A 22,927-nucleotide genomic window follows, 5' to 3' on the forward strand; every position below is an offset into this window, starting at 1 on the left:
TTTCACGGCACCGGCACGGTCGACACCGACGCGGCCGGGTCCTTCGCCCTCCACGGCGGGGCGCTCGCCGTTTCGGCTCGGGGAGAGTGCGGCCGGACCGCGTCGTGAGGGCCGTGCGCTCGGCCCGGTCATGATCGAATCGCAGGTTGGCGCCCCCGGTCGCCTTGCATTTCGGGTGTGCGCATCGCCTACATGAATCAATTCATTCAGGCCGTTGACGTTGGTTTAAATGCATGCAAGATTCTGCGCACCACAACGCCACGTACGTACGCAGATCGACGGGGAGACGCCCATGACCCTCGAGCAACCGTCCGAATCCCGGCTCGCGGTGGAGCACCGCACCATCGAGGTGATCCCCGACGCGGAGCGGCACGGCACGCCGCGGAGTCAGTTCACCCTGTGGTTCGGGGCGAACATGCAGATCACCGCGATCGTCGACGGCGCCCTCGCGGTGGTCTTCGGCGCCGACGCGTTGTGGGCGATCCCGGCCCTGCTGATCGGCAACATCCTCGGCGGCATCGTCATGGCGTTGCACTCGGCCCAGGGGCCCCGGTTGGGTGTGCCGCAGATGATCTCCAGCCGCGCGCAGTTCGGCGTCTTCGGCGCGGTGCTGCCGCTGGTCATGGTGATCCTGATGTATCTCGGCTTCGCCGCGACCGGCAGTGTGCTGGCCGGGCAGGCGGTCTGCGAGATCCTGCACATCGACAACACCAAGGTCGGCATCCTGATCTTCGGCGCGCTGACCGCCGTGGTCGCGGTGACCGGATACCGCCTCATCCACCTCGCGGGCCGGATCGCGACGGTCGCCGGCATCGTGGGTCTGGGCTACCTGGTGATCGCCCTGTTCGCCAAGTACGACGTCGGCGCGCACGTCGGCAACAAGTCGTTCGACCTCACGACCTTCCTGCTCGCGATCTCCCTGGGCGCGGGCTGGCAGTTGACCTTCGGTCCCTACGTGGCCGACTATTCCCGGTACCTGCCGCGCGAGACCAGCGAACGCGCCACGTTCTGGTCGACCTTCGCCGGCAGCGTCATCGGTTCGCAGTGGTCGATGACGCTGGGCGCGCTGATCGCCGCCGTCGCGGGTGACGCCTTCCTGCCCGACCAGGTGGGATTCGTCGGCGATCTGGCCGGACCGGCATTCGTCGCGTTCCTGATCTACCTGGTCATCCTGGTGGGCAAGCTGACGGTCAACTGTCTCAACGCGTACGGCGGCTTCATGTCGATCCTGACCACCGTGACCGCCTTCGACGGCCGGTCCCGGATCTCGCCCGTCGTGCGCGCGGCGTACATCGTCGCCTTCACCGCGACATCGGTCGTGATCGCGATCGCGGCAAGTGCGGACTTCCTCGGCAACTTCAAGAACTTCGTCCTGCTCCTGCTGATGGTCTTCACCCCGTGGAGCGCCATCAACCTGACGGACTACTACCTGATCTCGCGCGAACGCGTCGACATCCCCGCCCTGTACGACCCGAACGGCCGCTACGGGCGCTGGAACATCCCGGCGCTGACCTGCTACGTGGTCGGCGTCGTCGCGCAGATCCCGTTCCTGGCCCAGAAGTTGTACACCGGTCCGTTGACCGAACGCCTCGGCGGCGCGGACATCTCCTGGATCGTCGGCCTCGCGTTCACCGCGGTGATCTACTACGCGTGGGCCCGCAAGACCAACAACCCGCCCGCCGAGACCATTTACCCGGCGGCGGATCGCGGCGACGACGCCGCGAGGGTGCTCGTGTAGCTACTCGCCCCCGGCCATCGCCGCCCGCATCTTCGCGACGGTGACGGCCGGGTCGTAGTCGCCGTCCTGTTGATCGCGGTCACGCCCCGCGCGCACCCCGGCGGGCGCGGTAGGCGGCCACCGCGTTGCGGTTGCCGCAGGCGGTGCTGCAATAGCGGCGCGAGCGGTTGCGGGTGAGGTCCAGGACGATGCCGCCGCACCCCTCGTCCGCACACAGGAACAGCCGGGACATCTCGTCCATGCGGACCACGTCGGTCATCGCCATCGCGGTCTCCACGACCACCCGGCTCGCCAGTGGCGCGTCGCCGGACACCGCGTGCAGGTGCCAGTCCTGGTCGTCGTGTCGCACGAGCTGCGGAAGCGCGCCGGCGTCGGCCAGCATCGTGTTCGCCAAGCTCGCGGCGCGGTCGCGGTCGGCGGTCAGCAGATCGCGCAGCACCGGGCGCAGCGCGCGCAGGCTCGCGAGTTCGGCGGCGTCGCCGTCCCGGCGGCCGGTGTAGCGGTGCTCGGTGTACCACGCGTCCACGTCCCGCACCGTGGTGAGGGTGTCCGGCGCCTCCGCGCTGTTGATCAGCGCCACGACGGCCTGAAGCGACGACTCGGTGTCATGACCAAAAATCATTTTGACAGCTTACCGACCACACCTCTACCGTCATGATCTATGACCGATGTAGCCCATGACATACCGGGTGTGCGCAGCTTCTCCGGCCCCTCCACCCATGCGGGTCTCGGCGGCGGTCTCCTCCTCGCCCTCGTCTCAGCGACCTCCTTCGGCATGTCGGGGTCGTTGGCGCGGGGGCTGCTCTCGTCCGGCTGGAGTCCGGGGGCGATCGTGCTGGCCCGGATCGGTCTCGCCGCGCTGGTCGTGGCGCCGTTCGCGGTCGTGGCGCTGCGCGGGCGGTGGCGTCGACTGCGCGCGCAGGCCCGCACCGTGCTGGTGTACGGCGTACTGGGCCTGGCCGGCGCGCAGTTCTGCTTCTTCTCCGCCGTCACCACGATGGACGTCGCACCCGCGCTGCTCATCGAGTACACCGCCCCGGCGGCGGTCGTGGTCTGGCTCTGGGCGCGCCGCGGTCGGCGCCCGCGACCATTGACCCTGGCCGGCACCGGGCTGGCGGCCGTGGGCCTGGTCCTCGCCGTCGACCTGTTCTCCGGCGCCGATCTGGCCTGGTCGGGCGTGGCCTGGGCACTCGCGGCGATGGTGGGCCTGACCGCCTACTTCCTGATCGCGGCGGACACCGACACCGGTCTGCCGCCGGTGGCGCTGACCGGAGCCGGTCTGGTGGTCGGCACGGCCACCCTCGCCGTGCTCGCGGCGGTCGGCCTGCTGCCGATGCACGCCGGCCTCGACCCGGCCGACTACCGCACCGGCAGCACACCCTGGTGGGTGCCGGTGCTGCTGCTCGGCCTGGTCACCGCCGCCCTGGCCTACACCACGGGCACAGCGGCGGGCCGCCTGCTCGGCTCCCGCACCGCCTCGTTCGTCGCCCTCCTGGAGGTGGTCGCCAGTGTCGGCTTCGCGTGGTTGCTGATCGACGAGGCGCCGAACGCCGCCCAGACGGTCGGCGGCCTGCTGATCATCGGCGGCGTCGTCCTGGCCGGGCTCGACAACCGCTGACGCCCCGCCCCGCTCACGCCCGCCGAACCCGCCCGTCACCGGCGCCGACCGCGAGGCCGAGCAGGCCGGCGGCGTCCCCGACCGCCCGGATCCATTCCAGCGGCGGGGCATCGCAAAACGGGATGCACGCGATGTCGTCGCGGGCGTAATAGCGGGTGACCTGGGCGCCGACGATGAAGGCGCCCAGGCCCGCGCCGATCAGGGCCAACGCCTCCTGGAGCGTTTCGAAGCGGGGACCCGCCTCGATCAGCGCGCCCGACGGGGTCTTGGCGTCGGCGCAGGGCGACCTGCAGGTCGAGCCGGCGGGCCCGTTCGGCCGCTCCTGGTTCACCAACCGCATCCGGGAGATGAGCGCGGACGGCCTCCGGGAAACGGCGGCGGCGGTCGACCCCTGACCCGCGACGGGCGCTTCGCCCCGCCGCCGGTGCCGGGACGCAAGCCGACGGCGGAGCGGCGGGTGGGTACGCGGCCAACGGTAGCCCTGTCGCCACCCTCGCGAGCGAGCCCCGCCCGTACCCGAGATCGGCGTGTCGTGGGTCCGACGCACACACCCCACCGGACTCGCCCCACCACTGTGTCCGCCCCCCACCGGCCGGGTGGGGGGCGGCGCGGCCAAGGCCAACGTCCGTGAACGTGGCGCGAGTTCGGAAGCGCACCTCGCGGATCGGCCGGCGGCGCATACCGGAGGGGCGCTGCGCAGGGGCCACGAGCGCCCCCTCGCTCACGATCCGTCGTCGCTCGTTCCCACCACTTCGCGCAGCGCCGCCACCCAGGCCTGTGGTCCGTCGGTCACGCCGTCGACGACCACGCGGCGCGCCAGGCCGGCTAGGAGCGCGCCGATCGCGCCGGGGCGCAGGTCCCGGTCGGGGTCGACGCCCATGCGCGCGGCGGCGATGGCGACCGCGTCCTGGGCGAGCTCGTCGATCCGCAGGATCGCGAATTCGTGCACCGAGCGGATGTCGGCGCAGCGGCGGCGCAGTTCGCGGCGTCGCGCGGTCGTCCCGGCCGGCTCCTCCGGCGCTCCGCCGCCGTAGCGGTCGAAGGCGTGCATCAGGGCCGCCCACGGGTCCAGTTCGGCGGGCGCCGCGGCGAACTCCTCGACGAGGAGGCGGCCGAAGCCCCAGCCGAAGAGCAGGGCCTCCTTGCACTCGTAGTAGCGGAAGAACGTTCGGTGCGCGACGTCCGCCCGGGCGCAGATCCGGTCGACCGTGGTCGCCTCGAAGCCCTGCTCCTCGAACAGGTCGAGCGCCGCGGTGCGGATGGCGTCGCGTGTCCGCGCCTTCTTGCGTTCGCGCAGCCCCGGTCGGGGTGCCGCCTCGTCCGCCTGCTCGGTCATGCCACTCGTCCTCCCAGCCGGGTCGTCGCGTACGCCCGGAGTTCGGGTCCTGCGACGGTGCGTAGTCGGGTCGGGGTCCCGGGCGTTCGGGCCCGGGTCGGGATCCCGGATTGCAATCTTCCCCACCATAAAAGTTTGCACTACTGTCACCTGGCAGTTGTGCCACTTTCCTAGGTTAGTGCAGGTCCACCTCTGTGGGCTTGTATTCCGGATGGAGCGAGGCAGATGAACAATCGCAAACGGCCGGCGGCCGTCGCATTGGCGACGGCCGCGGTGCTCTGGGCGGCCGGCTGTTCGGCCTCCGACGACGCGGTGGCGAACAAACAGCCCGCCCCCGCGGGTGCCGCCGTCGACGGCGGCACGCTGCGCGTGGGCCTGGACCGCCCGTTCGGCAGGCTCGACCCCGCCGACTCCGCGCTCACCTCGCAGCCCATGCTCCTGCTCGCCAACTCCCTGTTCGACCCGTTGATGGTCAACGACAAGGACGGGCAGGTACGCCCCTACCTGGCCAAGTCCTTCACCCCGAACGCGGACGCGAGCAGTTGGACGCTCGACCTGCGCGACGGGGTGAAGTTCGCCAACGGACGTCCCCTGGACGCCCGGGCCGTGATCGATCACGTCCAGCGCCTGGCCAAACCGGAGAGCAAGTGCCCGTGCGCGGTCGACGCCGCCACGATCGCCGGCATGACCGCGTCGAGCCCCACCTCGGTGCGGATCGACCTGAAGAACCCGGACGCGGCACTGCCCAACCTCTTCACCCGGGCCCTCGGCTACATCGCCACGGCGCCCACCGACTCCTCGCCTCCGGTCGGCTCCGGCCCGTTCACCGTCGAGCAGTCCCAGCCCGGCGTCTCGGTCACCGTCACCCGCAACCCCGGCTACTGGGGCGACAAACCGCACGTCGACAAGGTCGTCTACCGCGTCCTGCCCGATGCCGACAGCCGCTACCAGAGCGTACGTTCGGGCGACGTCGACCTGATCTGGGCCGAGACGCCCAACCATCTGCGGCAGAGCGGTACCGACGGACTGCGCACCGCCACCGCCCTGGGCGCCACCTCCACGACGATCTTCAACACCAAGGTCGCCCCGTTCGACGACCCCCGGGTGCGTCGGGCGATGCAGTACACGATCGACCGCGCCACCCTCGCCAAGGTCGTCACCCTGGACCAGGGCAAACCCGCCGACGGGCCGCTGGTCTCCACCGCGCCCTACCGCTCCGCAACGCCCTATCCGGCCCCCGACCCGGCCAAGGCGCGCCAACTGCTGGCCGAGGTCGGCGCCCCGGTGAGATTCGACTACCTCGTCCCCACCCAGCCCGAGGCGCAGCAACGAGCCACGGTCCTGCAGCAGATGCTCGGCGATGTCGGCATCCACATGACCATCAAGCCGCTGGACGTCCCCACCTATCTGAGCACCCTGTACCAACGCCAGTTCCAGGTCGCGGACTTCACCACCAGCGCGTTCGGCGACCCGTCCACGGGGCTGAACATGTTCTTCGGCGCCGGGTCGCCCACCAACTTCGCCGGCTTCGCCGACCCGGCCCTGGACACCGCGCTTGCCACCGGGCGCGGCGCGCTGGACCCCGCCCGCCGCGGCGCCGCCTACGCCGACGCCGGGCGCGTACTCGTCGAGCAGGCGCCCGCGTTGTTCCTCACCGAGAACCGGGTCGGCTTCATCGCCGCCGCCAAGGTCGGCGGACTGCCCGACCTCGCCGGCCGCAGCGTCGTCAACGTCTCCCCGGCCGCGCTGTGGGTCACCCGATGACCCGGCACATCGTGCTCCGGCTGCTGCGCGCGGCGGCGGCGGTCGTCCTGGTCACCACCGCCGCCGCGGCGCTGCCGCACCTGATGCGCGGCTCGCCCGCGCTCGCCGCCCTGGGCCCCAACGCGACCCCCGAGCAGATCGCCGCCTTCGATGCCGACCTCGGCCTGGACGACAACGTCCTGGTCGCCGCCTGGCACTGGATCGCCGACGCCCTGCACGGCGACCTGGGCAGCTCGCTCGCCAACGGGGTGCCGGTGACCACCGAGCTGGGCGACCGGGTACCGGTCACCCTCGAACTGTTCGCCGCCTCCCAGCTCGTCGCGCTCGCCATCGCCCTGCCGGTCGCGTTGTGGTCCGCGTGGCGCCCCGGCGGGGTGTTCGACCGCCTCGCCACCGCGCTGGCGTTCGTCTGGCTCGCCATCCCCGCGTTCGTGCTCGGCTTGCTGCTGATCTACGTCGCCGCCGTGCAGTGGCGCGTCCTGCCCGCCACCGGCTGGACGCCGTTCACCGACGATCCGGCCGACAACCTGCGCCACCTGGTCCTGCCCGCGCTGACCATGGGCCTGACCGAGGCCGCCGTGTTCACCCGTACCCTGCGCGCCCAGCTCATGGACACCCTCGACCAGACCTACATCGACGCCGCCCGCGGGCGGGGCCTGGGCAGCGCACGCCTGCTGCTGCGTCGTGCGCTGCGCCCGTCCGCGCTGCCCCTGGTCACCCTGATCGGCATCGGCTTCGGCATGGCGCTGGGCGGATCGGTGCTGGTGGAAACCCTGTTCGCGGTCCCCGGCATGGGCAGCCTGGCGGCGACCGCCATCAACGGCCGCGACTTCCCGGTCATCCAGGCGATCGTCGTGGTCACCGCCGTCGGCGTCGTGGCGGCCACCCTCGCGGTCGACCTGCTCTACCGCCGGATCGACCCCAGGATCGCCCATGACCACCGCTGACCCCACCACCCCTGCCGCCCCGACCTCCCGCACGCGGTACCGCGATCCGCTGCGCGGCGTCCGCCTCGCCTCCCCCGGGGCGGTGCCGGCCGCGGGGTGGCTCGCCGTCGTGGTGCTCGCGGCGATCGTGGTGCCGATGTTGCCCGGCTGCGATCCGCTGCGCGCCGACTTCGCCCACCCCTCCGCGCCGCCCGGGCCGGGCCACTGGTTCGGCACCGACGACACCGGCCGCGACGTCCTGGTCCGTACCGCCGCCGGCGCCCGCGCGTCCTTCGGCGTCGCCGCGCTGACCGTCACCGTCGGCCTGGTCGTCGGCGGGGCGCTGGGCATCGCGTCCGGCTGGTTCGGCGGGTGGACCGACCGCGTCATCGGCTTCGCCACCGACCTCCTGATGGCGGTACCCGCGCTCATCCTCGTGATGATCGTGGTCACCCTGCGCGGCCCGAGCCTGCCGGTGATCGGCGGCCTGATCGGACTGTTCACCGTGCCGTCGTTCACCCGCGTCACCCGCGCCGGCGCCCTGTCGCTGAAGGAACGCGGATTCGTCCAGGCCGCCCGGATGATCGGCACGTCCCCCGGGCGCATCCTGCGGCGCGAGATCCTGCCGAACATCGCCCCGGCCGCGCTGTCGTTCGCGTTCACCGCGACGACCGCGGCCATCGTCGCCGAGGGCGCGCTCAGCTTCCTCGGCTTCGGCCTGCGTCCACCGGCACCCTCGTGGGGCGGCATCATCGCGCAGGGACGCATCACCCTGGGCAGCGCGCCGTGGATCTCGCTGATCCCCGCCGGCGTGTTGTGCCTGACCGTACTGGCGTTGAACCACCTGGGCGAGAGCGTGCGTTCCGGCTCCCCGAAGGGGTCCTCCCGATGACCACCGAGACCACCGAGACCGCCGAGACGGCCGAGACGGCCGAGACGGCCGAGACGGCCGAGACCACCGCCGCCGCGCCGGGCGCCGGGTCGCACGATCCGACCCCCGTGTTGCGCGTCGAAGCGCTCGACGTCGTCATCCACCCCGCCCACGGCCGCCCCCTGCACGTGCTGCACGACGTGCACCTGCACATCGACGCGGGGGAATGCCTGGGCGTGGTCGGCGAGAGCGGATCGGGCAAGTCGGTGCTGAGCCGCACCATCCTCGGCGTGCCCGGACGCGGCACCCGCGTCACCCGCACCGGCCGCGTGCTCCTGCACGACGAGGACATCCTCGACGTGGACGCGCGCCGCCGCGCCGGGCTCCTGGGCACCGAGATCGCCATGGTCCACCAGGACCCGATGACCTCGCTCAACCCCGTCGTGCGGATCGCCGACCAGGTCACCGAGGCGCTCACCGCGCGCCGCCGACTGCGCCGGCGCGAGCGCCGGCGCGCCGCGGCCGAACTGCTCGCCGCCGTCGACGTACCCGACCCGGATCGCCGGGCCCGCGCCTACCCGCACGAACTCTCCGGCGGCCTGCGCCAACGGGTGGGCATCGCCGCCGCGCTCGCCGGCGAACCCGCGCTTGTGCTCGCCGACGAACCCACCACCGCCCTCGACGTCACCGTCCAGCGCACCGTGCTCGACCTCCTGGACCGCCATCGGGCCGAACGCGGCCTGGCCACCCTGCTGATCACCCACGACATCGGGCTGCTGTACGGCCGCGCCCGCCGGATCGCGGTGATGTACGCCGGGCACATCGTCGAGACCGGCCGCACCGAGGACGTCACCGACCGGCCGGCGCACCCGTACACCGCCGCCCTCCTGCGCAGCGTCCCGCGCGTCACGGGCCCGCTGCGGCGCACCCTGCCGACCATCCCCGGCGCCCCGCCCGACCCGACCCGGCCGCGCACCGGCTGCCCGTTCGCGCCCCGCTGCGACCGCGCGACCGAGCAGTGCACGCGGGCGACGCCGCCCGTGCACCACGCCGGGGCCGGCCACACCGCGTCGTGCTTCCACCCGCTGTCGCACCCCGACACCGACCCGCGGGGCGCCTCCGCGGCCCCGAACCCCGCCCCGCGAAAGGCCACTTCGTGACCGCCGTCCTCCGGGCGAGCGACCTGAGCGTGGTGCACCGCACCCGTTCGGGGCCGCTGCACGCCGTCAGCGACGTCAGCCTGACCCTGCATCGGAGCCGCACCCTCGCCCTGGTCGGCGAGTCCGGCTCCGGAAAGAGCAGCATCGCCAAGGCGATCCTGCACCTGCCCGCGCCCACCCGGGGAACCGTCACCGTCGACGGCGTCGACCTCGCCGGGCTGACCCCGCGCGCGCTGCGGGCGTTCCGTCCGCGCATGCAGATGGTCTTCCAGGACCCGCTGTCCTCGCTCAACCCGCGCCGCCGGGTGCGCGACATCGTCGCCGAACCCCTCGACGCACACCCCGACACCGCCCGCACCGTCGACCGCGAGGCCCGGGTCCGCGAACTCCTGGACGCCGTCGGCCTGTCACCCGACACCTTCGCCGACCGCCTCCCCGCTCAGTTGTCCGGCGGGCAGGCGCAGCGGGTGGCCATCGCCCGGGCCCTGGCCGCCGAACCGCGCGTGTTGATCGCCGACGAGGCCGTGTCCGCGCTCGACGTGTCCGCCCAGGCCACCGTGCTCAACCTGCTGCGCGGGCTCACCGAAACCCTCGGCCTCGCCGGGTTGTTCATCTCACACGACCTGGGCGTGGTGCGCGCGGTGAGCGACGATGTCGCGGTGCTCTATCTGGGGCGGGTATGCGAACAGGGCCCGACGGAGGACCTGTTGGCCGCACCGGCGCATCCCTACACCGCCGCGCTGCTCGCCGCCATACCCGAGCCCGGGCGCGCGCTCGGCGACGGGCACCTGCTCGCGGTCGATCCGCCGTCCCCGTTGGACCCGCCGTCCGGCTGCCGGTTCCGCACCCGCTGCCCGTACGCAAGCGCCGTGTGCGCGGACCGGGAACCCGCGATGCGCGCCGTCGCCGAGCGGCGCGCCGTCGCCTGCCACCACCCGCTGCCGCCCTTCGCCGCCCCGCCCACCGACGACCCCACCCGGCACCGCCCCGACCACTCCACCCGGCACGAGGACTGATCCGCCATGCTCCGAACCCTTCGCCACCACGACGGCACCCCCTTCCGCGACCTCAACCACAACGGGACCATGGAGCCCTACGAGGACCCCCGGCTCCCGATCGAGGAGCGGGTCGCCGACCTGCTGGGCCGGATGACGCTGGAGGAGAAGGCCGGGCTGATGTGCTGCGGCCGGATGATCCCCGGCAACGGCGCCCGGGTCCCCACCGGGGCCGAACTGATCGGCGAACGCGGCATCAACACCTTCGGGTTGACCGCCATGCCCTCGCCGGTCGAGACGGCCCGGTGGAACAACCACGTGCAGGACCTGGCCGCCGCGACCCGCCTCGGCATCCCCGTCACGCTCGCCTCCGACCCGCGCCACGGCTTCACCGAGAACCCGGCCACCGCGTTCACCGGCGGCGCGTTCAGCCGAGGGCCCGAACCGATCGGCCTCGCGGCCACCGACGACCCCGCGCTCGTCGAGGAGTACGCCGCCGCGATCGCGGCCGAACTGCGCGCGGTGGGTGTGCGGGTTGCGATCCACCCGATGGCCGACCTCGCCACCGAGCCCCGCAAGCCGCGCACCAGCGGCACCTTCGGCGAGGACGCCGACCGGGCCGGACGCATCCTGGCCGGCTACATCCGGGGCATGCAGGGCGAGCGGTTGGGCCCGGACAGCGTGGCCTGCATGACCAAACACTTCCCCGGCGGCGGACCCCAGGAGGGCGGCGAGGACCCGCACTTCGCCTACGGCACCCGCGCCGTCTATCCGGGCGGCAACCTCGACTACCACCTGAAGCCCTTCGAGGCCGCCTTCGAGGTCGGCACCGCACAGGTGATGACGTGCTACTCGATCCCCGTGGGCACCGCGCTCGCCGAGGTCGGCTCCTCGTTCAACCGCGACGTGCTGACCGGGCTGCTGCGCGAGCGGTACGGCTTCGACGGCGTGGTGTGCAGCGACTTCAACGTGCTCACCGGCATGGAGATCCCCGGCCTCGTCGCGCTGCCGCCGCGCAACTGGGGCGTCGAACACCTCACCCTCGCCGAGCAGGCGGTGCTGATGCTGCACGCGGGCGTGGACCAGTTCGGCGGGGAGACCCGATCCGACCTGATCGTCGACGCGGTACGCTCCGGCGCCGTCGACGAGGCGCGGATCGACGCGTCGGCCCGGCGCATCCTGCGCGACAAGTTCCGCCTCGGCCTGTTCGACGACCCGTACGTCGACCCCGAGGCCGCCGAGCGGGTGGTCGGCCACCCCGCGCGCGTCGAACTCGGCCGTCGGGTGCAGCGACGTTCCCTGGTCCGGCTCACCGGAGAGCCGTTCGCGGACACGCCGGGGCGCCGGCTGTACGTGGAGAACATCGACCCCGAAGTCGCCGCCCGCTACGGCACGGTGGTCGAGCGCGTCGAGGACGCGGACCTGGCCGTGGTCCGGATCGACGCCCCGTACGAGGTCCGCGAGGGCCTGCTGGAACGCCACTTCCACGCCGGATCCCTCGACTTCCCCGCCGCCGAGGTCGACCGCCTGCGCACCCTGTGCGCGACCGTGCCGACCACCGTCGACGTCTTCCTGGACCGCGCCGCGATCCTCACGCCGCTCGCCGACTGCGCCACCGCGCTGCTCGCCGACTTCGGCGCCGACGACGACCTGGTCCTGGACGCGGCCTTCGGCCGCGCCCCGACGCCCGGCACGCTGCCGTTCGACCTGCCGTCGTCGATGGAGGCCGTGCTGGACTCCCGCGAGGACGTGCCCTTCGACACCCGCGACCCGCTGTTCCGCTGCGGGCACCCGCATACGACCCGGTGACGGCTGGGACACCGGCGGTCAGGAGGGGGTTCGGGACGCGCGACGGGGGACCTCGCGCGTCCCGGGCCCGGTGGAGGGCGGCGTGGCGGTGTGGGGGATGGCCGTCGCGGTGAGTGCCGCCGCGAGGGCCGCGGCGGCGGCGAGGGCGAAGACGATGCGGTACGCGTCGAGCGAGGCGTAGGTGCCGCCCGCCGCGTCCCCCGGGCCCGCCGGCACCGTCGTGGTGACCGTGGTCAGCACGACGGCGACCACGGTGCTGCACAGGGCCTGGCCGATGGTGCGCATCAGCACGTTCAGGCCGGTCGCCGCCGCCGTCTGCGCCGCCGGTACCGCCTGGATCACCAGGGTCGGCAAGGCCGAGTACACCAGCCCGGTCCCGACCGAACACGTCGTCGCTCCGGCCGTGATCGTCCACATATGCTCACTGGTGAACACCCGCACCACATAGGCCGCCGCGATCACCAGCGCCCCCGCCACCAGCGTCAGGCGCGCCCCGCGCGCGGCGGACAACCGGGCCGACACCGGCGACATCACCACCATCGTCACCCCGCCGGGCAGCAGGCACAGGCTCGCCACCAGCGCGGACGCCCCCAGGCCGTACCCGGTGCCCTCGGGCGCCTGGACCAGTTGCACGGTGGCGAGCCAGTTGGCGTAGAAGGCGAATCCGGTCACCAGCGCCGCCAGATGCGGCAGCAGCACGGTCCGGCGGGCCGCCAGGCGCAGATCCACGAGCGGTTCGCGCACCCGCAGCTGATGCCGGCCCCACAGCGGCAGGACGAGTACGCCGGTCGCGCCGACGCCGAGCACCGCCGGGCTCGTCCATCCCCAGTCGCCGCCCTTGGACACCGCGAGCAGTACGCCCACCAGGCCGGTGGTCAGCAGCAGCGCGCCGACCACGTCGAACCGACCCGGCGTGCGGACCGACGAGCGCGGCAGCACCCACCACGAAAGCGCCGCGCCGAGCGCGCCCAGGCCGGTGGTCACCCAGAACAACACGTGCCAGTCCGCGTGCTGCACCACGATCGACGCGAGCGGCAGCCCGGCCGCCGCCCCGATGCCCACGGTCGAACTCATCAGCGCGACCGCCGAGCCGACCCGGTGCGGCGGCAGTTCGTCGCGCAGGATGCCGGTCGCCAGCGGCACCACGGCGGCGGCGGTGCCCTGGAGCGCCCGCGCGGTGATCAGTACGCCGATGTCGGTGGTCAGCGCGCACAGCGCCGAGCCCACCGTCATCACCACGAGCGCGCCGACCAGGATGCGGCGTCTTCCGTACATGTCGCCGGCCCGCCCGAGGACCGGGTTGAGCACCGCGCCGGAGAGCAGCGTCGCGGTCAGCATCCAACTCACCGTGCCCGGCGAGGACCCGGTGTCGCCGGGCAGTGCGGGCAGCAGCGGCACGATCACCGTCTGCATGAGCGCCATCAGGACTCCGCCGAAGGCCAGGGTCGGCACCACCAGACGGGAACGAAGGCCGGACGAGGGTACTGCGGTCGGCACGCGGCGACTCCGGGATCCGGGGGCCGCCAGCTGATCTGACGACCCGTCAGATCAGTTCTGTCACGAACTCCTCCGGAACGCCGGCACACGTGACGGACGTCGCACCACGTGGCACCACGTCGCACCACCTCACACGCCGGAGCCGATGTCGAAATCGCGGACGAAAACCTCTTGCTCAATGGTCAAGAAACGTTGACCATTACTCACATGCCTACGGATGATCTTCGCGAGACGTTTCACGTCACCACCGACGAGCAGCTGCGCGCCGTCTCCAATCTCACGCGTCACCGGATCATGGCCGTGCTCCGCTTCGAGCCGGCGACGATCACCCAGATCGCCGAGCGGATCGGCCTCGCGAAAGGCAGTTCCAGCTATCACGTGCGGCTGCTGGAGCGGGCCGGCCTGGTGAAGGTGGTCCGGACCCGGAAGGTGCGGGGGGTCACCGAGCGCTACTACGCGATGGCCGCGCGGTCGATCGTGCTGCCGGACCCGGGCGAGGGCGGGCCGGATGTGCTGATGCGGCACGCGGTGGCGGACCTGGAGGAGTCGCCGGCGGGCGAGCGGCATGTGCGGATGGCGCATCTGCGGCTCACCGAGGAGCGGTTCGCGGAGTTGGGGGCGCGACTGAACGCCCTGGCGGACGAGTACCGGGAGTTGTCAGATCCGTCGCTGCCCGACGTGTCGCTCGTCTTCGCGCTGTTTCGCCCCGCGTCGCGCGAGCGGGCCGAGGGGGACGCCAAGTGACCTCGGAAGGAGGAAAGTTGCCGACCGGGTTCGGCCGGTTGTGGACCGCGCAGACGGTGTCCTCACTCGGTGACGGGGTGTCACATGCCGCCCTGCCGCTGCTCGCGTTGACATTGACCCGGGATCCGATGGCGCTGGCCGTCGTCACGGCCGCGGGCACACTGCCGTGGCTGCTCTTCGGGGTGCTCGGCGGCGCGCTGGTGGACCGCTGGGACCGCCGGCGCACGATGTGGGTCGCGGACACGGCGCGCGCGGTGTTGCTCGCGATACCCGCGGCGGCGGCCGTGCTCGGCGTGCTGAGCATTCCGCTGCTCGCGGTCGTCGCCTTCCTGCTCGGCCTCGGCGGACTGTTCTTCGACACGGCCGCCACGGCCTATCTGCCGGAGCTGCTCCGCCGCGACCCCGCGCTTTTGGAGCGCGCCAACTCCCGCCTGCGCGGCACCCAGACCGCCGCGTCCGGCTTCGCGGGGCCGCCCGCGGGCAGTGCGCTGCTCGCGCTCGGGCGAGCGGTGCCGCTGCTCACCGACGCGGTGTCGTTCCTGCTCTCCGCGCTGCTCGTACGGACGCTGCCCGCCATGCCCCGACCCGAGCCGGAGGTCCGCGAGTCGCTGCTGCGGCAGGCGCGCGCCGGGGCCTCGTACGTCTTCCGGGACCGACTGCTGCTCGGGCTCGCGCTGCGCCCGGCGATCGGGAACATCGCATTCGTCGCGGTGGAGACCGTACTCGCCCTGTTCGCGCACGACCGCCTCGGCATGGACACCTACGGCTTCGGCCTGCTCCTGACAGCGGAGGCCACCGGCGGACTGCTCGGCGCGGGCATCGCCTCGTCCCTCGGCCGACGACTCGGCACCGGCACCGCGCTGACCTGCACGGCCGCCGTCGAGGGGTTCGCCGTCCTGGGCCTGGCCGCCGCGCCGAATCCATACCTCGCCGGCCTGGCACTCGCCGTCTGCGGCGCGGGCATGGGCGCCACGATGGTGCTCGGCCCCTCCCTTCGGCAGGCGATCGTGCCCGCCCACCTCATGGGCCGGGTGGCCTCGACGTCCCGCATGCTGGGCATGTGTGCCGCCCCGTTCGGCGCCTTCCTCGGCGGGTGGCTGGCCGCCGGCTACGACGTCCGTGCCCCGCTCTACGCCGCCGCAGGCCTCCTCCTGACGATGACGGCCGTCACCGCGTCCATGACCGACAACCGCCGGGTCGAGGCGGCACTGCGCGCCGCCGTCCCCGTCGAGGTGTGATCCCGTCATCGAGTCGCGGCCGGGTGTGCCGTGGGGCCGCGCGCGGCGGGGCCGGCCGGTCAGGCCCCGCGCCCGCCCGCCGTCTCGTCCGCTTCCCGGGATCCGGCTTGGCTCAGGCGCAGCGCCAACGGGAGGACGAGCCACCAGCCGAGGAACCAGATCGCCGCCCCCGACGTGAGCACGGCCGCGGTGACGGGGCCGGTGGCCACCCGCAACAGCAGCAGCAACGAGCAGCCGATGGTGCAGGCCAACAGGCCCACCCCGAGCGGGACAAGGCGGTTGGCCACTTGGACCAGTCCGGGCTTGCGGCCCAAGCCGGCGACGGCGCGATGCACCGAGACCACGGACACCAGGACCCCCATCGAGGCCGCGCCCAGCACCACGGCGGCCACGTACAGGCCGTTGTCGAAGTCGCTCAGGGTGGCGAACTTGGGGGTGAACACGACGCTCAACAGGAAGCCGAACAACACCTGCGCCCCGGTCTGGACGACCCGAACCTCCTGGAGCAGTTCGTTCCACCGTCGGTCGGCCCGCTCGTCCGCGCTCTCGCTCCGGCCGTCCTGTTCGCGCATGCTGTCCCCTTCGTCGGTCTCGCGTTTGCGTGGGGGACGACTTCCCCGACCATCGCCAAGGCACACGGGTTCGACCGCCGGATCGTGCCGCGTGACCACGACTCCGATCCCTGCCCGGCGGGCAACTCCCGTATCAGGGGCGCGAATTCGTCGCCGGGATCGATCGCGCGCCGGCTCGGAGGGCCGGCCGGACCGGGGCGCGGCACAGCGCACGCGTCGAGTGCGACCGGCGGCGGAACGGGCCGTTCCGGCCTCGTGTCGAGAATCCCGGAGGTGGCCGGCCCGGGCGTCGGTGGTTCGCACAGGATCGGGGGGTGTTCTTCGTACACGGCGACGATCCCCCGGTTTCCGGCCACTGCCTACCGTGATCGTCCGCAGCGGCGCAGGCCGCACTCCGAGGAGGTTTCCCGTGACGGGACGATCCGAACTGCCGGGTACACCACCCGCAGAGAGCCGATGGACGCCGGCCACCGAGTCGGGTGCGATGCGCGCCACCGGGCACGCCGGCGCCGAGTCTTTCCCGATGACCGAGTGTTTCTCGGAAGGCGCGAGATGAGGCGCGTCTCGCGAGGGGTCGTGGGGACCCTCGTCCTGGGTCTGCTCGCCGCCGGTTGCGGCGGCAGTGGCGACGGGGGCGACGCCGGTGCCGGCGACACGATGACCGTCGGGGTCACTGCCGATCCGGGTGGCCTGAATCCGCTCACCGCGCTGAACGCGAGCGCGTTCATGCTGAACCGCTTCTCCTACGACGGGCTGGTCAACATCCAGCCCGACGGGCGCGTCGTCTCCGGTGTCGCCGAGACGTGGACGACCGACGCGACCACCGCGAGCTTCACCGTCAAGCGCGGCGTGACGTGCGACGACGGTACGCCGTTGACCCCGTCGGCGATCGCGGCGCAGTACGCGTACGTCGCCGAGCCGACCAACGCCTCGCCCATGCTCGGCATGATCGTGCCCACCGGCCTCACCGTCTCCGCCGACGACGCCGCCGGCACCCTGACCCTGAAGACCCCCGAGCCCACCCCGTTCCTGCTGCGCAACGCCGCGACGCTGCAACTGGTGTGCCCCTCCGGCCTGCGCGCGCAGGGCAAGCTCGACCATGCCTCGGACGGCACCGGTCCCTACCGGCTGACCGAGGCCGTACCGGGCGACCACTTCACCTTCACCAAGCGACCGGGTTACAGCTGGGGTCCGGACGGCGTGGACAACGCCCGCACCCCGGACCGGGTGGTCTTCAAGGTGATCGGCAACGAGTCCACCCGGACCAATCTGCTCCTGGGCGGCCAGTTGGACGTCACCACGGTGGTCGGCCCCGACCGGTCCCGACTGACGGCGGCCGGAATCAAGTCCACGGCCATGCAGGACCCGCTCGGCCAGTTGTTGTTCAACGAGGACCCGAACCGGGTCACGGCCGATCCGCGGGTGCGCCGGGCGCTGGTCACGGCGATCGACCTGCGGCAGCTGGGCGCGGTCGCCACCGGCGGCAAGGGGGTGCGGCCGACCCGGCTGGGCACCGCGATGTCCCCGCCCTGTCCGACCGACTCGGTCACCGCCAACCTCCCGACCCACGATGTGGACGGCGCCGCCGAGCTGTTGCGCACGGCGGGGTGGCGCAAGTCCGGTGGGTACTGGACCAAGGACGGCCGGCAACTGTCCATCGAAGTGCCCTATCCGGGCCTGTCGGGCACCCAGGTCGTCGCGGCGGCCGAGTTGGCGGTCAAGCAGTGGAAGTCGTTCGGCGTGAAGGTCGCCCCCCGACCGACCACGCCCGCGACGAAGGTGTCCACGCTGATGGCCGGCCAGTGGGACGTGGCGTGGGCGCCGCTGTCGCTGAGCACGCCCGACCAGATGCTCCCGTTCTTCTCCGGGACCAAACCGCCCGAGGGCCTCAACTTCGGGTCCGTGCAGAACCCGGAGTACCAGCGCCTGACGGCGCTCGCGATGGCCAAGTCGGACACCTCGGGCTGCGCCGAATGGACCGCGGCGGAGGAGGAGTTGATGAAGCGGGTCGACGTGATCACCTTCATGGACAGCAACGTCCCCTACTTCACCCGGGGTTACGCGTTCGAGGTCGACGGCGGCGGTTTCCTGCCCACGACGCTGCGGCGCGCCGACGCGCACTGACCGCTCGCGCCGGCGCGGCGGATTCGCGGTCACCGCCGCGCCGCCGCGCCGGTTCGGGTCAGGCGGTGGCGAGGGCGACCTCGGTCGACTTGAGCAGGGCGGTCACCGGCGTACCCGCCGTCAGGCCCAAGTCCCTCGCGGCCTCGACGGTGACGACGGCGGTCAGTTCGCCGTCCGCGACGGCGACCTTGACGCCGGCCATCGCACCGCCGAAGGCGACCTCGACGACCGTGCCGGGGATACGGTTGCGGATGCTCAGCCCGTCGACGCCGCCGGTGGCGAGCGAGACCTCGGTGGACTTGACCAGGGCCAGGACGGCGCTGCCTTCGGCCAGGCCGAGGTCGCGCACCGCGTCGACCGTGACGGCGGCGGTGAGTTCGCGACCGGAGCCGAGCCGGACCTTGACGGCGGCCATCACCTCACCGGTGGTCACCGAGACCGTGGTGCCCGGGAACCGGTTGCGGATGCTGAGCGACATGCGGACACACCTGGATCCCTGATCGCCGGAAGCCGATCTCCCGAACACGCGACCCTCAGCCTAAACGGGACAAAACACCGCCCCGGGGCAGACACGAGGGGCGCGCCCCGGATACCACCCCAAGGGCGGCGGTCCGGCCGGGCCTACGCCCGACGCGGCGCCGGCGCGGCCGGGCGAAAACACGGGTCGGAGGTAGTGTTTCGGTGCGGTCCGGTGCGGCGACGTCGCCGCGATTCCCACCGCGGGCCGGACCCGCGACGAGGAGGACTCATGTCGAAGCCGCCGCTGCCCGAACAGGCCATCACGATGCTGCAAAAGCCCAACCCGGCCGTGATGACCACGCTCCGGCCCGACGGCCAACCCGTCTCCACCGCGACCTGGTACCTGTGGGACGACGGCCGCATCCTGATCAACCTGGACGAGGGCCGAAAGCGGCTCGATCATCTCCGCAACGACCCCCGCGTCTCGCTCACCGTGCTCGACGAGGGCAACTGGTACACGCACCTGAGCATCGTCGGCACCGTCGTGGACATCCGCGACGACAAGGACCTGGCCGACATCGACCGGTTGTCCCGGCACTACGGCGGGCAGCCCTACCCGCAGCGGGAACGGGCCCGGGTCAGCGCCTGGATCCGGATCGACCGCTGGCACGGCTGGGGCACGCTCAAGGACAACGACCAGGCGGGCGGCAGCCGGAACGTGTCGGAGTAGCCGACCCGTTCCCGGGCCGGCACGCCCGGCGGCGGCCCCTGTCTCCCCATTCGGGACAGGGACCGCCGAGGTGCGGACGGGACCGGCCGAGCCCGAACAGCGGCATCCCGCCTTCCCGCACAAGCCACGCGCTCCGCCCACCGTGCGCGCTCCGGGAGAGCTAACTCCCTTGGGGAGCAGGCGGGTTGCCCGGTGGCGGCCAGCCGTGGGCGAGGATGTCGAAGACCGCATCGACGGTGGCCGCGGGATCCTGCCGGCCGCGCGCCAGGGTCGGGATCTCCAACACGAATCGGGCCAGCGCCAGACACGCGATGTCGTCGTGGTCCACGCCGAGTTCGTCGGCGATGGCCGCGCCGAGGGCGTCGGTGTGCCGGGTCCACATACGTTCCGCGTACGCGCGCAGCGCCGGCGTCGAGTCCACCAGGTGACTGAACCCGGCGGCCTGCGGATGCGTCGCGACGGCGAGGAAGTTCTCCCGGACGTGCCCCCGGAGGGCATCGAGGATGTCCCGGCCGGCAGGCCGCTCCCGTACCGCGGCGACCAGGTGCGCCTCCCGGTCCTCCTCCTGGTCGAACACCAGCGCCTCCTTGCCGCTGAAGTGCTTGAACACCGTGGTCGTGGACACATCGGCCGCGTCGGCGATGTCCCGGATGCTCACCCGGTCGTAGCCGTGCTCCAGGAACAGTTCCAGTGCGGCGTCGGCGATCGTTTGCCGAGTGGCCGCCTTCTTGCGTTCGCGGCGGCCGGCAGGGGGGACGGTCATGGGTTGAGTGTATCCGATGGTTGTATCGATTCCTAAGTTGACCCATTGCACTTTCGAACTTAGTTTGCTTTCGTGAGGGCAGCGGGTGAGTTCCCCGCCTCCGTGCCCGTTCGGCCGACAGCCCTCTCCGCCGGCGAAAGGAACCCCCATGAACTCCCCCGCACCCGCCCACGCCCGGATCAGCGTCATCGGCGCCGGACCCGGCGGGCTGACCTGCGCGCGCATCCTTCAGCGGCACGGCATCGCGGTCACCGTCCACGACCGCGACCCGGGCCCCGACGCGCGCAACCAGGGCGGCAGCCTGGATCTGCACGCCGACAACGGCCAGATCGCGCTGCGCGAGGCCGGCCTGCTCGACGAGTTCTTCGCCCTGGCCCGTCCGGAGGGCCAGGAGATGCGCAAGCTGGACCCGAGCGGGCGGATCATCTCCCATCACATCCCGGCCGCCGACGAACTCTTCAAGCCGGAGATCGACCGCGGCCACCTGCGCGCACTGCTCCTGGAGTCCCTGCACCCGGGCACCGTGCGCTGGGGCCACGCGCTCGACACGATCGACGGACCCGCCGACGGGCCCCGGCTGTTGCGCTTCGCGGACGGGACGACCGTCGAGGCCGATCTGGTCATCGGCGCCGACGGCGCCTTCTCCCGGGTGCGCCCGGCGGTCTCCCCCGCCGTGCCCGCCTACATCGGGATGGGTTTCCTGGAGGCCCACTTCTCCGACGTCGAGCGGCGGCACCCCGAGCTCGCCGCACTGGTCGGCCGGGGCAGCGCCGCGGCGGCCGACGGCGAGCGCGCCATGTTCGCCCAACGCAACAGTGGCGACCACATCCGCGTCTACCTCATCCGCCGGGTCCCGGTCGACTGGATCGCCGCGAGTGGGCGCACCGTCGAGGACACCGAGGGCATCCGCGCGCTGCTCCTCGACGAGTATGCCGACTGGTCGCCCGGCCTGCGGCGCATGCTCACCGACAACGACGGACGCTACGTGGACCGGCCGCTGTTCGCGCTCCCGGTCCCGCACACCTGGGCGCACCACCCAACGGTGACCCTGCTCGGCGACGCCGCCCACCTGATGCCCCCGCTGGGCGTCGGCGTCAACCTCGCCATGCTCGACGCCGCCGAACTCGCCCTCGCGCTCGCGAGTGCCGCCTGCGTCGCCGACGCGATCCGGGTGTACGAGAAGACCATGCTCCCCCGGTCCACCGCGATGGCCGAGGCCCTCGACGGCGCCGCAGCGGGCCTGCTGTCCGCCGAGGACTTTGACGACGACCGGCCCTGAGCGGGCGACCCGATCTCCCGGGTAGCCGAACCGGACCTGCGCGGAGCCGTCGGGCGCCTCAGCGTCGGCGGGGGCGGTGGATGGCGGCGACGAGGGCCGCGGAGGCGACCACGAGCAGGGCCACGAATACGGGATGGATGTCCTTGGACAGGCTCTGGGCGCCGTCGGGGCGCACCAGCCAGACCGTGAGCGGGACGGCGAAGGCCACCGCCACGAGCGCGGCCGCCGCGCGCACCGACCGGTCGGCGACCCGGGTGAGCGCGCCGATCAGGGCGATGGCGACCGGAACGACGGCGATCAGGGCGAATTGGGCCAAGACCATGACGGGGACCAGCCAGGCGGAGATGGTGACCGCCCGCGGGATGCGCCGGTCGGTGGTGGCGGGCGAGACGGAGGTGGCTGACATGACGTTCCCCTCGTTGACTTAGCAGGCTTGCCTTTCGTTATAGGTTATAACGCTCGCGAGAGCATAGAGTCAAGAATATTCGTGACACCCTCTACCTTCGGAGACCACCCATCAGGCGCGGGGCTCGGCTGTGCCGGGCGGGATTCGGCCGGCATCGTCGGAGGGCCACGGGTGTTCCGTGCTTGGTCGAGGAGAGGAATTGCTTCGTGTCACAGCAGCAATGGAGCGCCGTGGACGGATACTTCACCGATCTGCTCGGCGCCGACGACGAGGTGTTGCGGGCCGCGCAGCGGGAGAGCGACGCGGCGGGTCTGCCGCCGATCGCGGTCACCGCGCACCAGGGCCGGCTCCTGCATCTCCTGGCCCGGATCCGGGGGGCTCGGCGCATCCTGGAGATCGGCACGCTCGGCGGGTACAGCACCATCCATCTCGCGCGGGCGCTGCCCGAGGACGGCCGGCTGGTCACGCTCGAATACGCGCCACACCACGCCGAGGTGGCCCGGGCGAACATCGCGCGGGCGGGCCTGGCCGATCGGGTGGAGGTCCGGGTCGGGCCGGCCCTGGAGACGCTGCCGATCCTGGATGCCGAGGGCGGCGAGCCGTTCGACCTGGTGTTCATCGACGCCGACAAGGACAACTACCCGCACTACCTCGAGTGGTCCCTGCGGCTGGCCCGGGTCGGCGCGGTGATCGTCCTGGACAACGTCGTCCTGGGCGGCGCCGTCCTCGACCCGGCGGCGGGCGGCGTGCGCGCCCAGGGTGTGCGTACGACCCTCGAACTGCTCGCCAAGGATCCCCGGCTCGACGCCACCGCCGTGCAGACGGTCGGCGACAAGGGGTGGGACGGATTCGCGCTCGCCGTGGTCACGGGCTGAGCACGGCTTCGGCGCGGTGGGCC

Annotated in this window: 22 protein-coding genes; 14 read left to right on the forward strand and 8 right to left on the reverse strand. The window is 72.4% G+C overall.

The window, feature by feature from the left end:
• Nucleotides 1–292: 292 nt before the first annotated feature.
• Nucleotides 293–1,738, forward strand: coding sequence for a purine-cytosine permease family protein (locus tag ACH4XV_RS21890; protein WP_395792227.1), 1,446 nt, complete (start codon nt 293–295; stop codon nt 1,736–1,738).
• 79 nt (nt 1,739–1,817) lie between these two features.
• On the opposite strand, the gene ACH4XV_RS21895 is transcribed toward ACH4XV_RS21890, so the two are convergent.
• Nucleotides 1,818–2,360 (reverse strand): CGNR zinc finger domain-containing protein, encoded by a 543-nt coding sequence (locus ACH4XV_RS21895; RefSeq protein ID WP_395792229.1) that lies wholly within the window; start codon nt 2,358–2,360, stop codon nt 1,818–1,820.
• A 39-nt stretch (nt 2,361–2,399) separates the two neighbouring features.
• Between ACH4XV_RS21895 and ACH4XV_RS21900 the strand changes: the two genes are divergently transcribed.
• Nucleotides 2,400–3,356, forward strand: coding sequence for an EamA family transporter (locus ACH4XV_RS21900; protein ID WP_395792231.1), 957 nt, complete (start codon nt 2,400–2,402; stop codon nt 3,354–3,356).
• Nucleotides 3,357–3,369: 13 nt separating this feature from the next.
• On the opposite strand, the gene ACH4XV_RS21905 is transcribed toward ACH4XV_RS21900, so the two are convergent.
• Nucleotides 3,370–3,696 (reverse strand): hypothetical protein, encoded by a 327-nt coding sequence (locus ACH4XV_RS21905; protein ID WP_395792233.1) that lies wholly within the window; start codon nt 3,694–3,696, stop codon nt 3,370–3,372.
• 381 nt (nt 3,697–4,077) lie between these two features.
• Complete coding sequence (locus ACH4XV_RS21910) at nt 4,078–4,692, reverse strand: TetR family transcriptional regulator (protein WP_395792235.1); 615 nt, start codon at nt 4,690–4,692, stop codon at nt 4,078–4,080.
• Between the two features lie 225 nt (nt 4,693–4,917).
• On the opposite strand from ACH4XV_RS21910, the gene ACH4XV_RS21915 reads away from it, so the two are divergent.
• Genes ACH4XV_RS21915 through ACH4XV_RS21940 form a run of 6 tightly spaced genes read left to right on the forward strand, consistent with a single transcriptional unit; the run spans nt 4,918 to nt 12,217 of the window.
• A complete protein-coding gene (locus ACH4XV_RS21915; RefSeq protein ID WP_395792237.1) occupies nt 4,918–6,456 on the forward strand; it encodes an ABC transporter substrate-binding protein in 1,539 nt (512 codons plus the stop codon).
• Nucleotides 6,453–7,403 carry an ABC transporter permease gene (locus ACH4XV_RS21920; RefSeq protein ID WP_395792239.1) on the forward strand — a complete coding sequence of 317 codons (951 nt, stop codon included), beginning with the start codon at nt 6,453–6,455 and terminating at the stop codon, nt 7,401–7,403. Before ACH4XV_RS21915 ends, ACH4XV_RS21920 begins: the two co-directional genes overlap by 4 nt.
• Complete coding sequence (locus ACH4XV_RS21925) at nt 7,390–8,274, forward strand: ABC transporter permease (protein ID WP_395792241.1); 885 nt, start codon at nt 7,390–7,392, stop codon at nt 8,272–8,274. Before ACH4XV_RS21920 ends, ACH4XV_RS21925 begins: the two co-directional genes overlap by 14 nt.
• Nucleotides 8,271–9,413: an ABC transporter ATP-binding protein gene (locus tag ACH4XV_RS21930; RefSeq protein WP_395792243.1), complete on the forward strand. Its 1,143-nt coding sequence runs from the start codon at nt 8,271–8,273 to the stop codon at nt 9,411–9,413. The genes ACH4XV_RS21925 and ACH4XV_RS21930 overlap by 4 nt, the downstream gene beginning before the upstream one ends.
• Complete coding sequence (locus tag ACH4XV_RS21935; protein ID WP_395792245.1) at nt 9,410–10,429, forward strand: ABC transporter ATP-binding protein; 1,020 nt, start codon at nt 9,410–9,412, stop codon at nt 10,427–10,429. The genes ACH4XV_RS21930 and ACH4XV_RS21935 overlap by 4 nt, the downstream gene beginning before the upstream one ends.
• A gap of 6 nt (nt 10,430–10,435) precedes the next feature.
• On the forward strand, nt 10,436–12,217 hold the full coding sequence (locus tag ACH4XV_RS21940; RefSeq protein WP_395792247.1) for a glycoside hydrolase family 3 protein: 1,782 nt from the start codon (nt 10,436–10,438) through the stop codon (nt 12,215–12,217).
• 18 nt (nt 12,218–12,235) lie between these two features.
• Here ACH4XV_RS21940 and ACH4XV_RS21945 read toward each other — a convergent pair whose 3' ends face one another.
• The gene (locus ACH4XV_RS21945) at nt 12,236–13,714 is read right to left on the reverse strand and encodes an MDR family MFS transporter (protein WP_395792249.1); all 1,479 of its coding nucleotides are present in this window, start codon (nt 13,712–13,714) and stop codon (nt 12,236–12,238) included.
• A gap of 207 nt (nt 13,715–13,921) precedes the next feature.
• Between ACH4XV_RS21945 and ACH4XV_RS21950 the strand changes: the two genes are divergently transcribed.
• Together ACH4XV_RS21950 and ACH4XV_RS21955 are read left to right on the forward strand one after the other, a co-directional pair.
• The gene (locus ACH4XV_RS21950; protein WP_395792251.1) at nt 13,922–14,458 is read left to right on the forward strand and encodes an ArsR/SmtB family transcription factor; all 537 of its coding nucleotides are present in this window, start codon (nt 13,922–13,924) and stop codon (nt 14,456–14,458) included.
• A gap of 17 nt (nt 14,459–14,475) precedes the next feature.
• Nucleotides 14,476–15,696, forward strand: coding sequence for an MFS transporter (locus ACH4XV_RS21955; RefSeq protein WP_395792253.1), 1,221 nt, complete (start codon nt 14,476–14,478; stop codon nt 15,694–15,696).
• A gap of 59 nt (nt 15,697–15,755) precedes the next feature.
• Here ACH4XV_RS21955 and ACH4XV_RS21960 read toward each other — a convergent pair whose 3' ends face one another.
• Complete coding sequence (locus ACH4XV_RS21960; protein WP_395792255.1) at nt 15,756–16,268, reverse strand: DUF6328 family protein; 513 nt, start codon at nt 16,266–16,268, stop codon at nt 15,756–15,758.
• Nucleotides 16,269–16,844: 576 nt separating this feature from the next.
• On the opposite strand from ACH4XV_RS21960, the gene ACH4XV_RS21965 reads away from it, so the two are divergent.
• Entirely contained in the window at nt 16,845–18,392 is a 1,548-nt protein-coding gene (locus ACH4XV_RS21965) for an ABC transporter substrate-binding protein (RefSeq protein WP_395792257.1), read from the forward strand.
• 58 nt (nt 18,393–18,450) lie between these two features.
• On the opposite strand, the gene ACH4XV_RS21970 is transcribed toward ACH4XV_RS21965, so the two are convergent.
• Nucleotides 18,451–18,870 carry a molybdopterin-binding protein gene (locus ACH4XV_RS21970; RefSeq protein ID WP_395792259.1) on the reverse strand — a complete coding sequence of 140 codons (420 nt, stop codon included), beginning with the start codon at nt 18,868–18,870 and terminating at the stop codon, nt 18,451–18,453.
• A 270-nt stretch (nt 18,871–19,140) separates the two neighbouring features.
• Here ACH4XV_RS21970 and ACH4XV_RS21975 point away from each other — a divergent pair, with 270 nt between their 5' ends.
• Nucleotides 19,141–19,581, forward strand: coding sequence for a PPOX class F420-dependent oxidoreductase (locus ACH4XV_RS21975; RefSeq protein ID WP_395792261.1), 441 nt, complete (start codon nt 19,141–19,143; stop codon nt 19,579–19,581).
• 160 nt (nt 19,582–19,741) lie between these two features.
• Here the strand turns inward: ACH4XV_RS21975 and ACH4XV_RS21980 are convergent, their stop codons facing one another.
• On the reverse strand, nt 19,742–20,344 hold the full coding sequence (locus tag ACH4XV_RS21980; RefSeq protein WP_395792263.1) for a TetR/AcrR family transcriptional regulator: 603 nt from the start codon (nt 20,342–20,344) through the stop codon (nt 19,742–19,744).
• A 148-nt stretch (nt 20,345–20,492) separates the two neighbouring features.
• Here ACH4XV_RS21980 and ACH4XV_RS21985 point away from each other — a divergent pair, with 148 nt between their 5' ends.
• Nucleotides 20,493–21,623, forward strand: a complete 1,131-nt coding sequence (locus ACH4XV_RS21985) for an FAD-dependent oxidoreductase (RefSeq protein WP_395792265.1) — start codon at nt 20,493–20,495, stop codon at nt 21,621–21,623.
• A gap of 58 nt (nt 21,624–21,681) precedes the next feature.
• Here the strand turns inward: ACH4XV_RS21985 and ACH4XV_RS21990 are convergent, their stop codons facing one another.
• Complete coding sequence (locus ACH4XV_RS21990) at nt 21,682–22,029, reverse strand: hypothetical protein (protein ID WP_395792267.1); 348 nt, start codon at nt 22,027–22,029, stop codon at nt 21,682–21,684.
• A gap of 206 nt (nt 22,030–22,235) precedes the next feature.
• Here ACH4XV_RS21990 and ACH4XV_RS21995 point away from each other — a divergent pair, with 206 nt between their 5' ends.
• Nucleotides 22,236–22,904: an O-methyltransferase gene (locus tag ACH4XV_RS21995; protein ID WP_395792269.1), complete on the forward strand. Its 669-nt coding sequence runs from the start codon at nt 22,236–22,238 to the stop codon at nt 22,902–22,904.
• Nucleotides 22,905–22,927 lie beyond the last annotated feature (23 nt).

It is taken from the genome of Embleya sp. NPDC020630 (genome assembly GCF_044334985.1).
In the GTDB taxonomy this organism is placed as follows: domain Bacteria; phylum Actinomycetota; class Actinomycetes; order Streptomycetales; family Streptomycetaceae; genus Embleya.

Bases quoted from the DNA above. Each gene is read 5' to 3' on its own strand.
- ACH4XV_RS21940 (WP_395792247.1), top strand. From the start codon at position 10,436: ATGCTCCGAACCCTTCGCCACCACGACGGCACCCCCTTCCGCGACCTC.
- ACH4XV_RS21980 (WP_395792263.1), bottom strand. From the start codon at position 20,344: ATGACCGTCCCCCCTGCCGGCCGCCGCGAACGCAAGAAGGCGGCCACT.
- ACH4XV_RS21890 (WP_395792227.1), top strand. From the start codon at position 293: ATGACCCTCGAGCAACCGTCCGAATCCCGGCTCGCGGTGGAGCACCGC.
- ACH4XV_RS21915 (WP_395792237.1), top strand. From the start codon at position 4,918: ATGAACAATCGCAAACGGCCGGCGGCCGTCGCATTGGCGACGGCCGCG.
- ACH4XV_RS21905 (WP_395792233.1), bottom strand. From the start codon at position 3,696: ATGCGGTTGGTGAACCAGGAGCGGCCGAACGGGCCCGCCGGCTCGACC.
- ACH4XV_RS21960 (WP_395792255.1), bottom strand. From the start codon at position 16,268: ATGCGCGAACAGGACGGCCGGAGCGAGAGCGCGGACGAGCGGGCCGAC.
- ACH4XV_RS21895 (WP_395792229.1), bottom strand. From the start codon at position 2,360: ATGATTTTTGGTCATGACACCGAGTCGTCGCTTCAGGCCGTCGTGGCG.
- ACH4XV_RS21975 (WP_395792261.1), top strand. From the start codon at position 19,141: ATGTCGAAGCCGCCGCTGCCCGAACAGGCCATCACGATGCTGCAAAAG.
- ACH4XV_RS21910 (WP_395792235.1), bottom strand. From the start codon at position 4,692: ATGACCGAGCAGGCGGACGAGGCGGCACCCCGACCGGGGCTGCGCGAA.
- ACH4XV_RS21930 (WP_395792243.1), top strand. From the start codon at position 8,271: ATGACCACCGAGACCACCGAGACCGCCGAGACGGCCGAGACGGCCGAG.
- ACH4XV_RS21985 (WP_395792265.1), top strand. From the start codon at position 20,493: ATGAACTCCCCCGCACCCGCCCACGCCCGGATCAGCGTCATCGGCGCC.
- ACH4XV_RS21925 (WP_395792241.1), top strand. From the start codon at position 7,390: ATGACCACCGCTGACCCCACCACCCCTGCCGCCCCGACCTCCCGCACG.
- ACH4XV_RS21920 (WP_395792239.1), top strand. From the start codon at position 6,453: ATGACCCGGCACATCGTGCTCCGGCTGCTGCGCGCGGCGGCGGCGGTC.
- ACH4XV_RS21950 (WP_395792251.1), top strand. From the start codon at position 13,922: ATGCCTACGGATGATCTTCGCGAGACGTTTCACGTCACCACCGACGAG.
- ACH4XV_RS21900 (WP_395792231.1), top strand. From the start codon at position 2,400: ATGACCGATGTAGCCCATGACATACCGGGTGTGCGCAGCTTCTCCGGC.
- ACH4XV_RS21990 (WP_395792267.1), bottom strand. From the start codon at position 22,029: ATGTCAGCCACCTCCGTCTCGCCCGCCACCACCGACCGGCGCATCCCG.
- ACH4XV_RS21970 (WP_395792259.1), bottom strand. From the start codon at position 18,870: ATGTCGCTCAGCATCCGCAACCGGTTCCCGGGCACCACGGTCTCGGTG.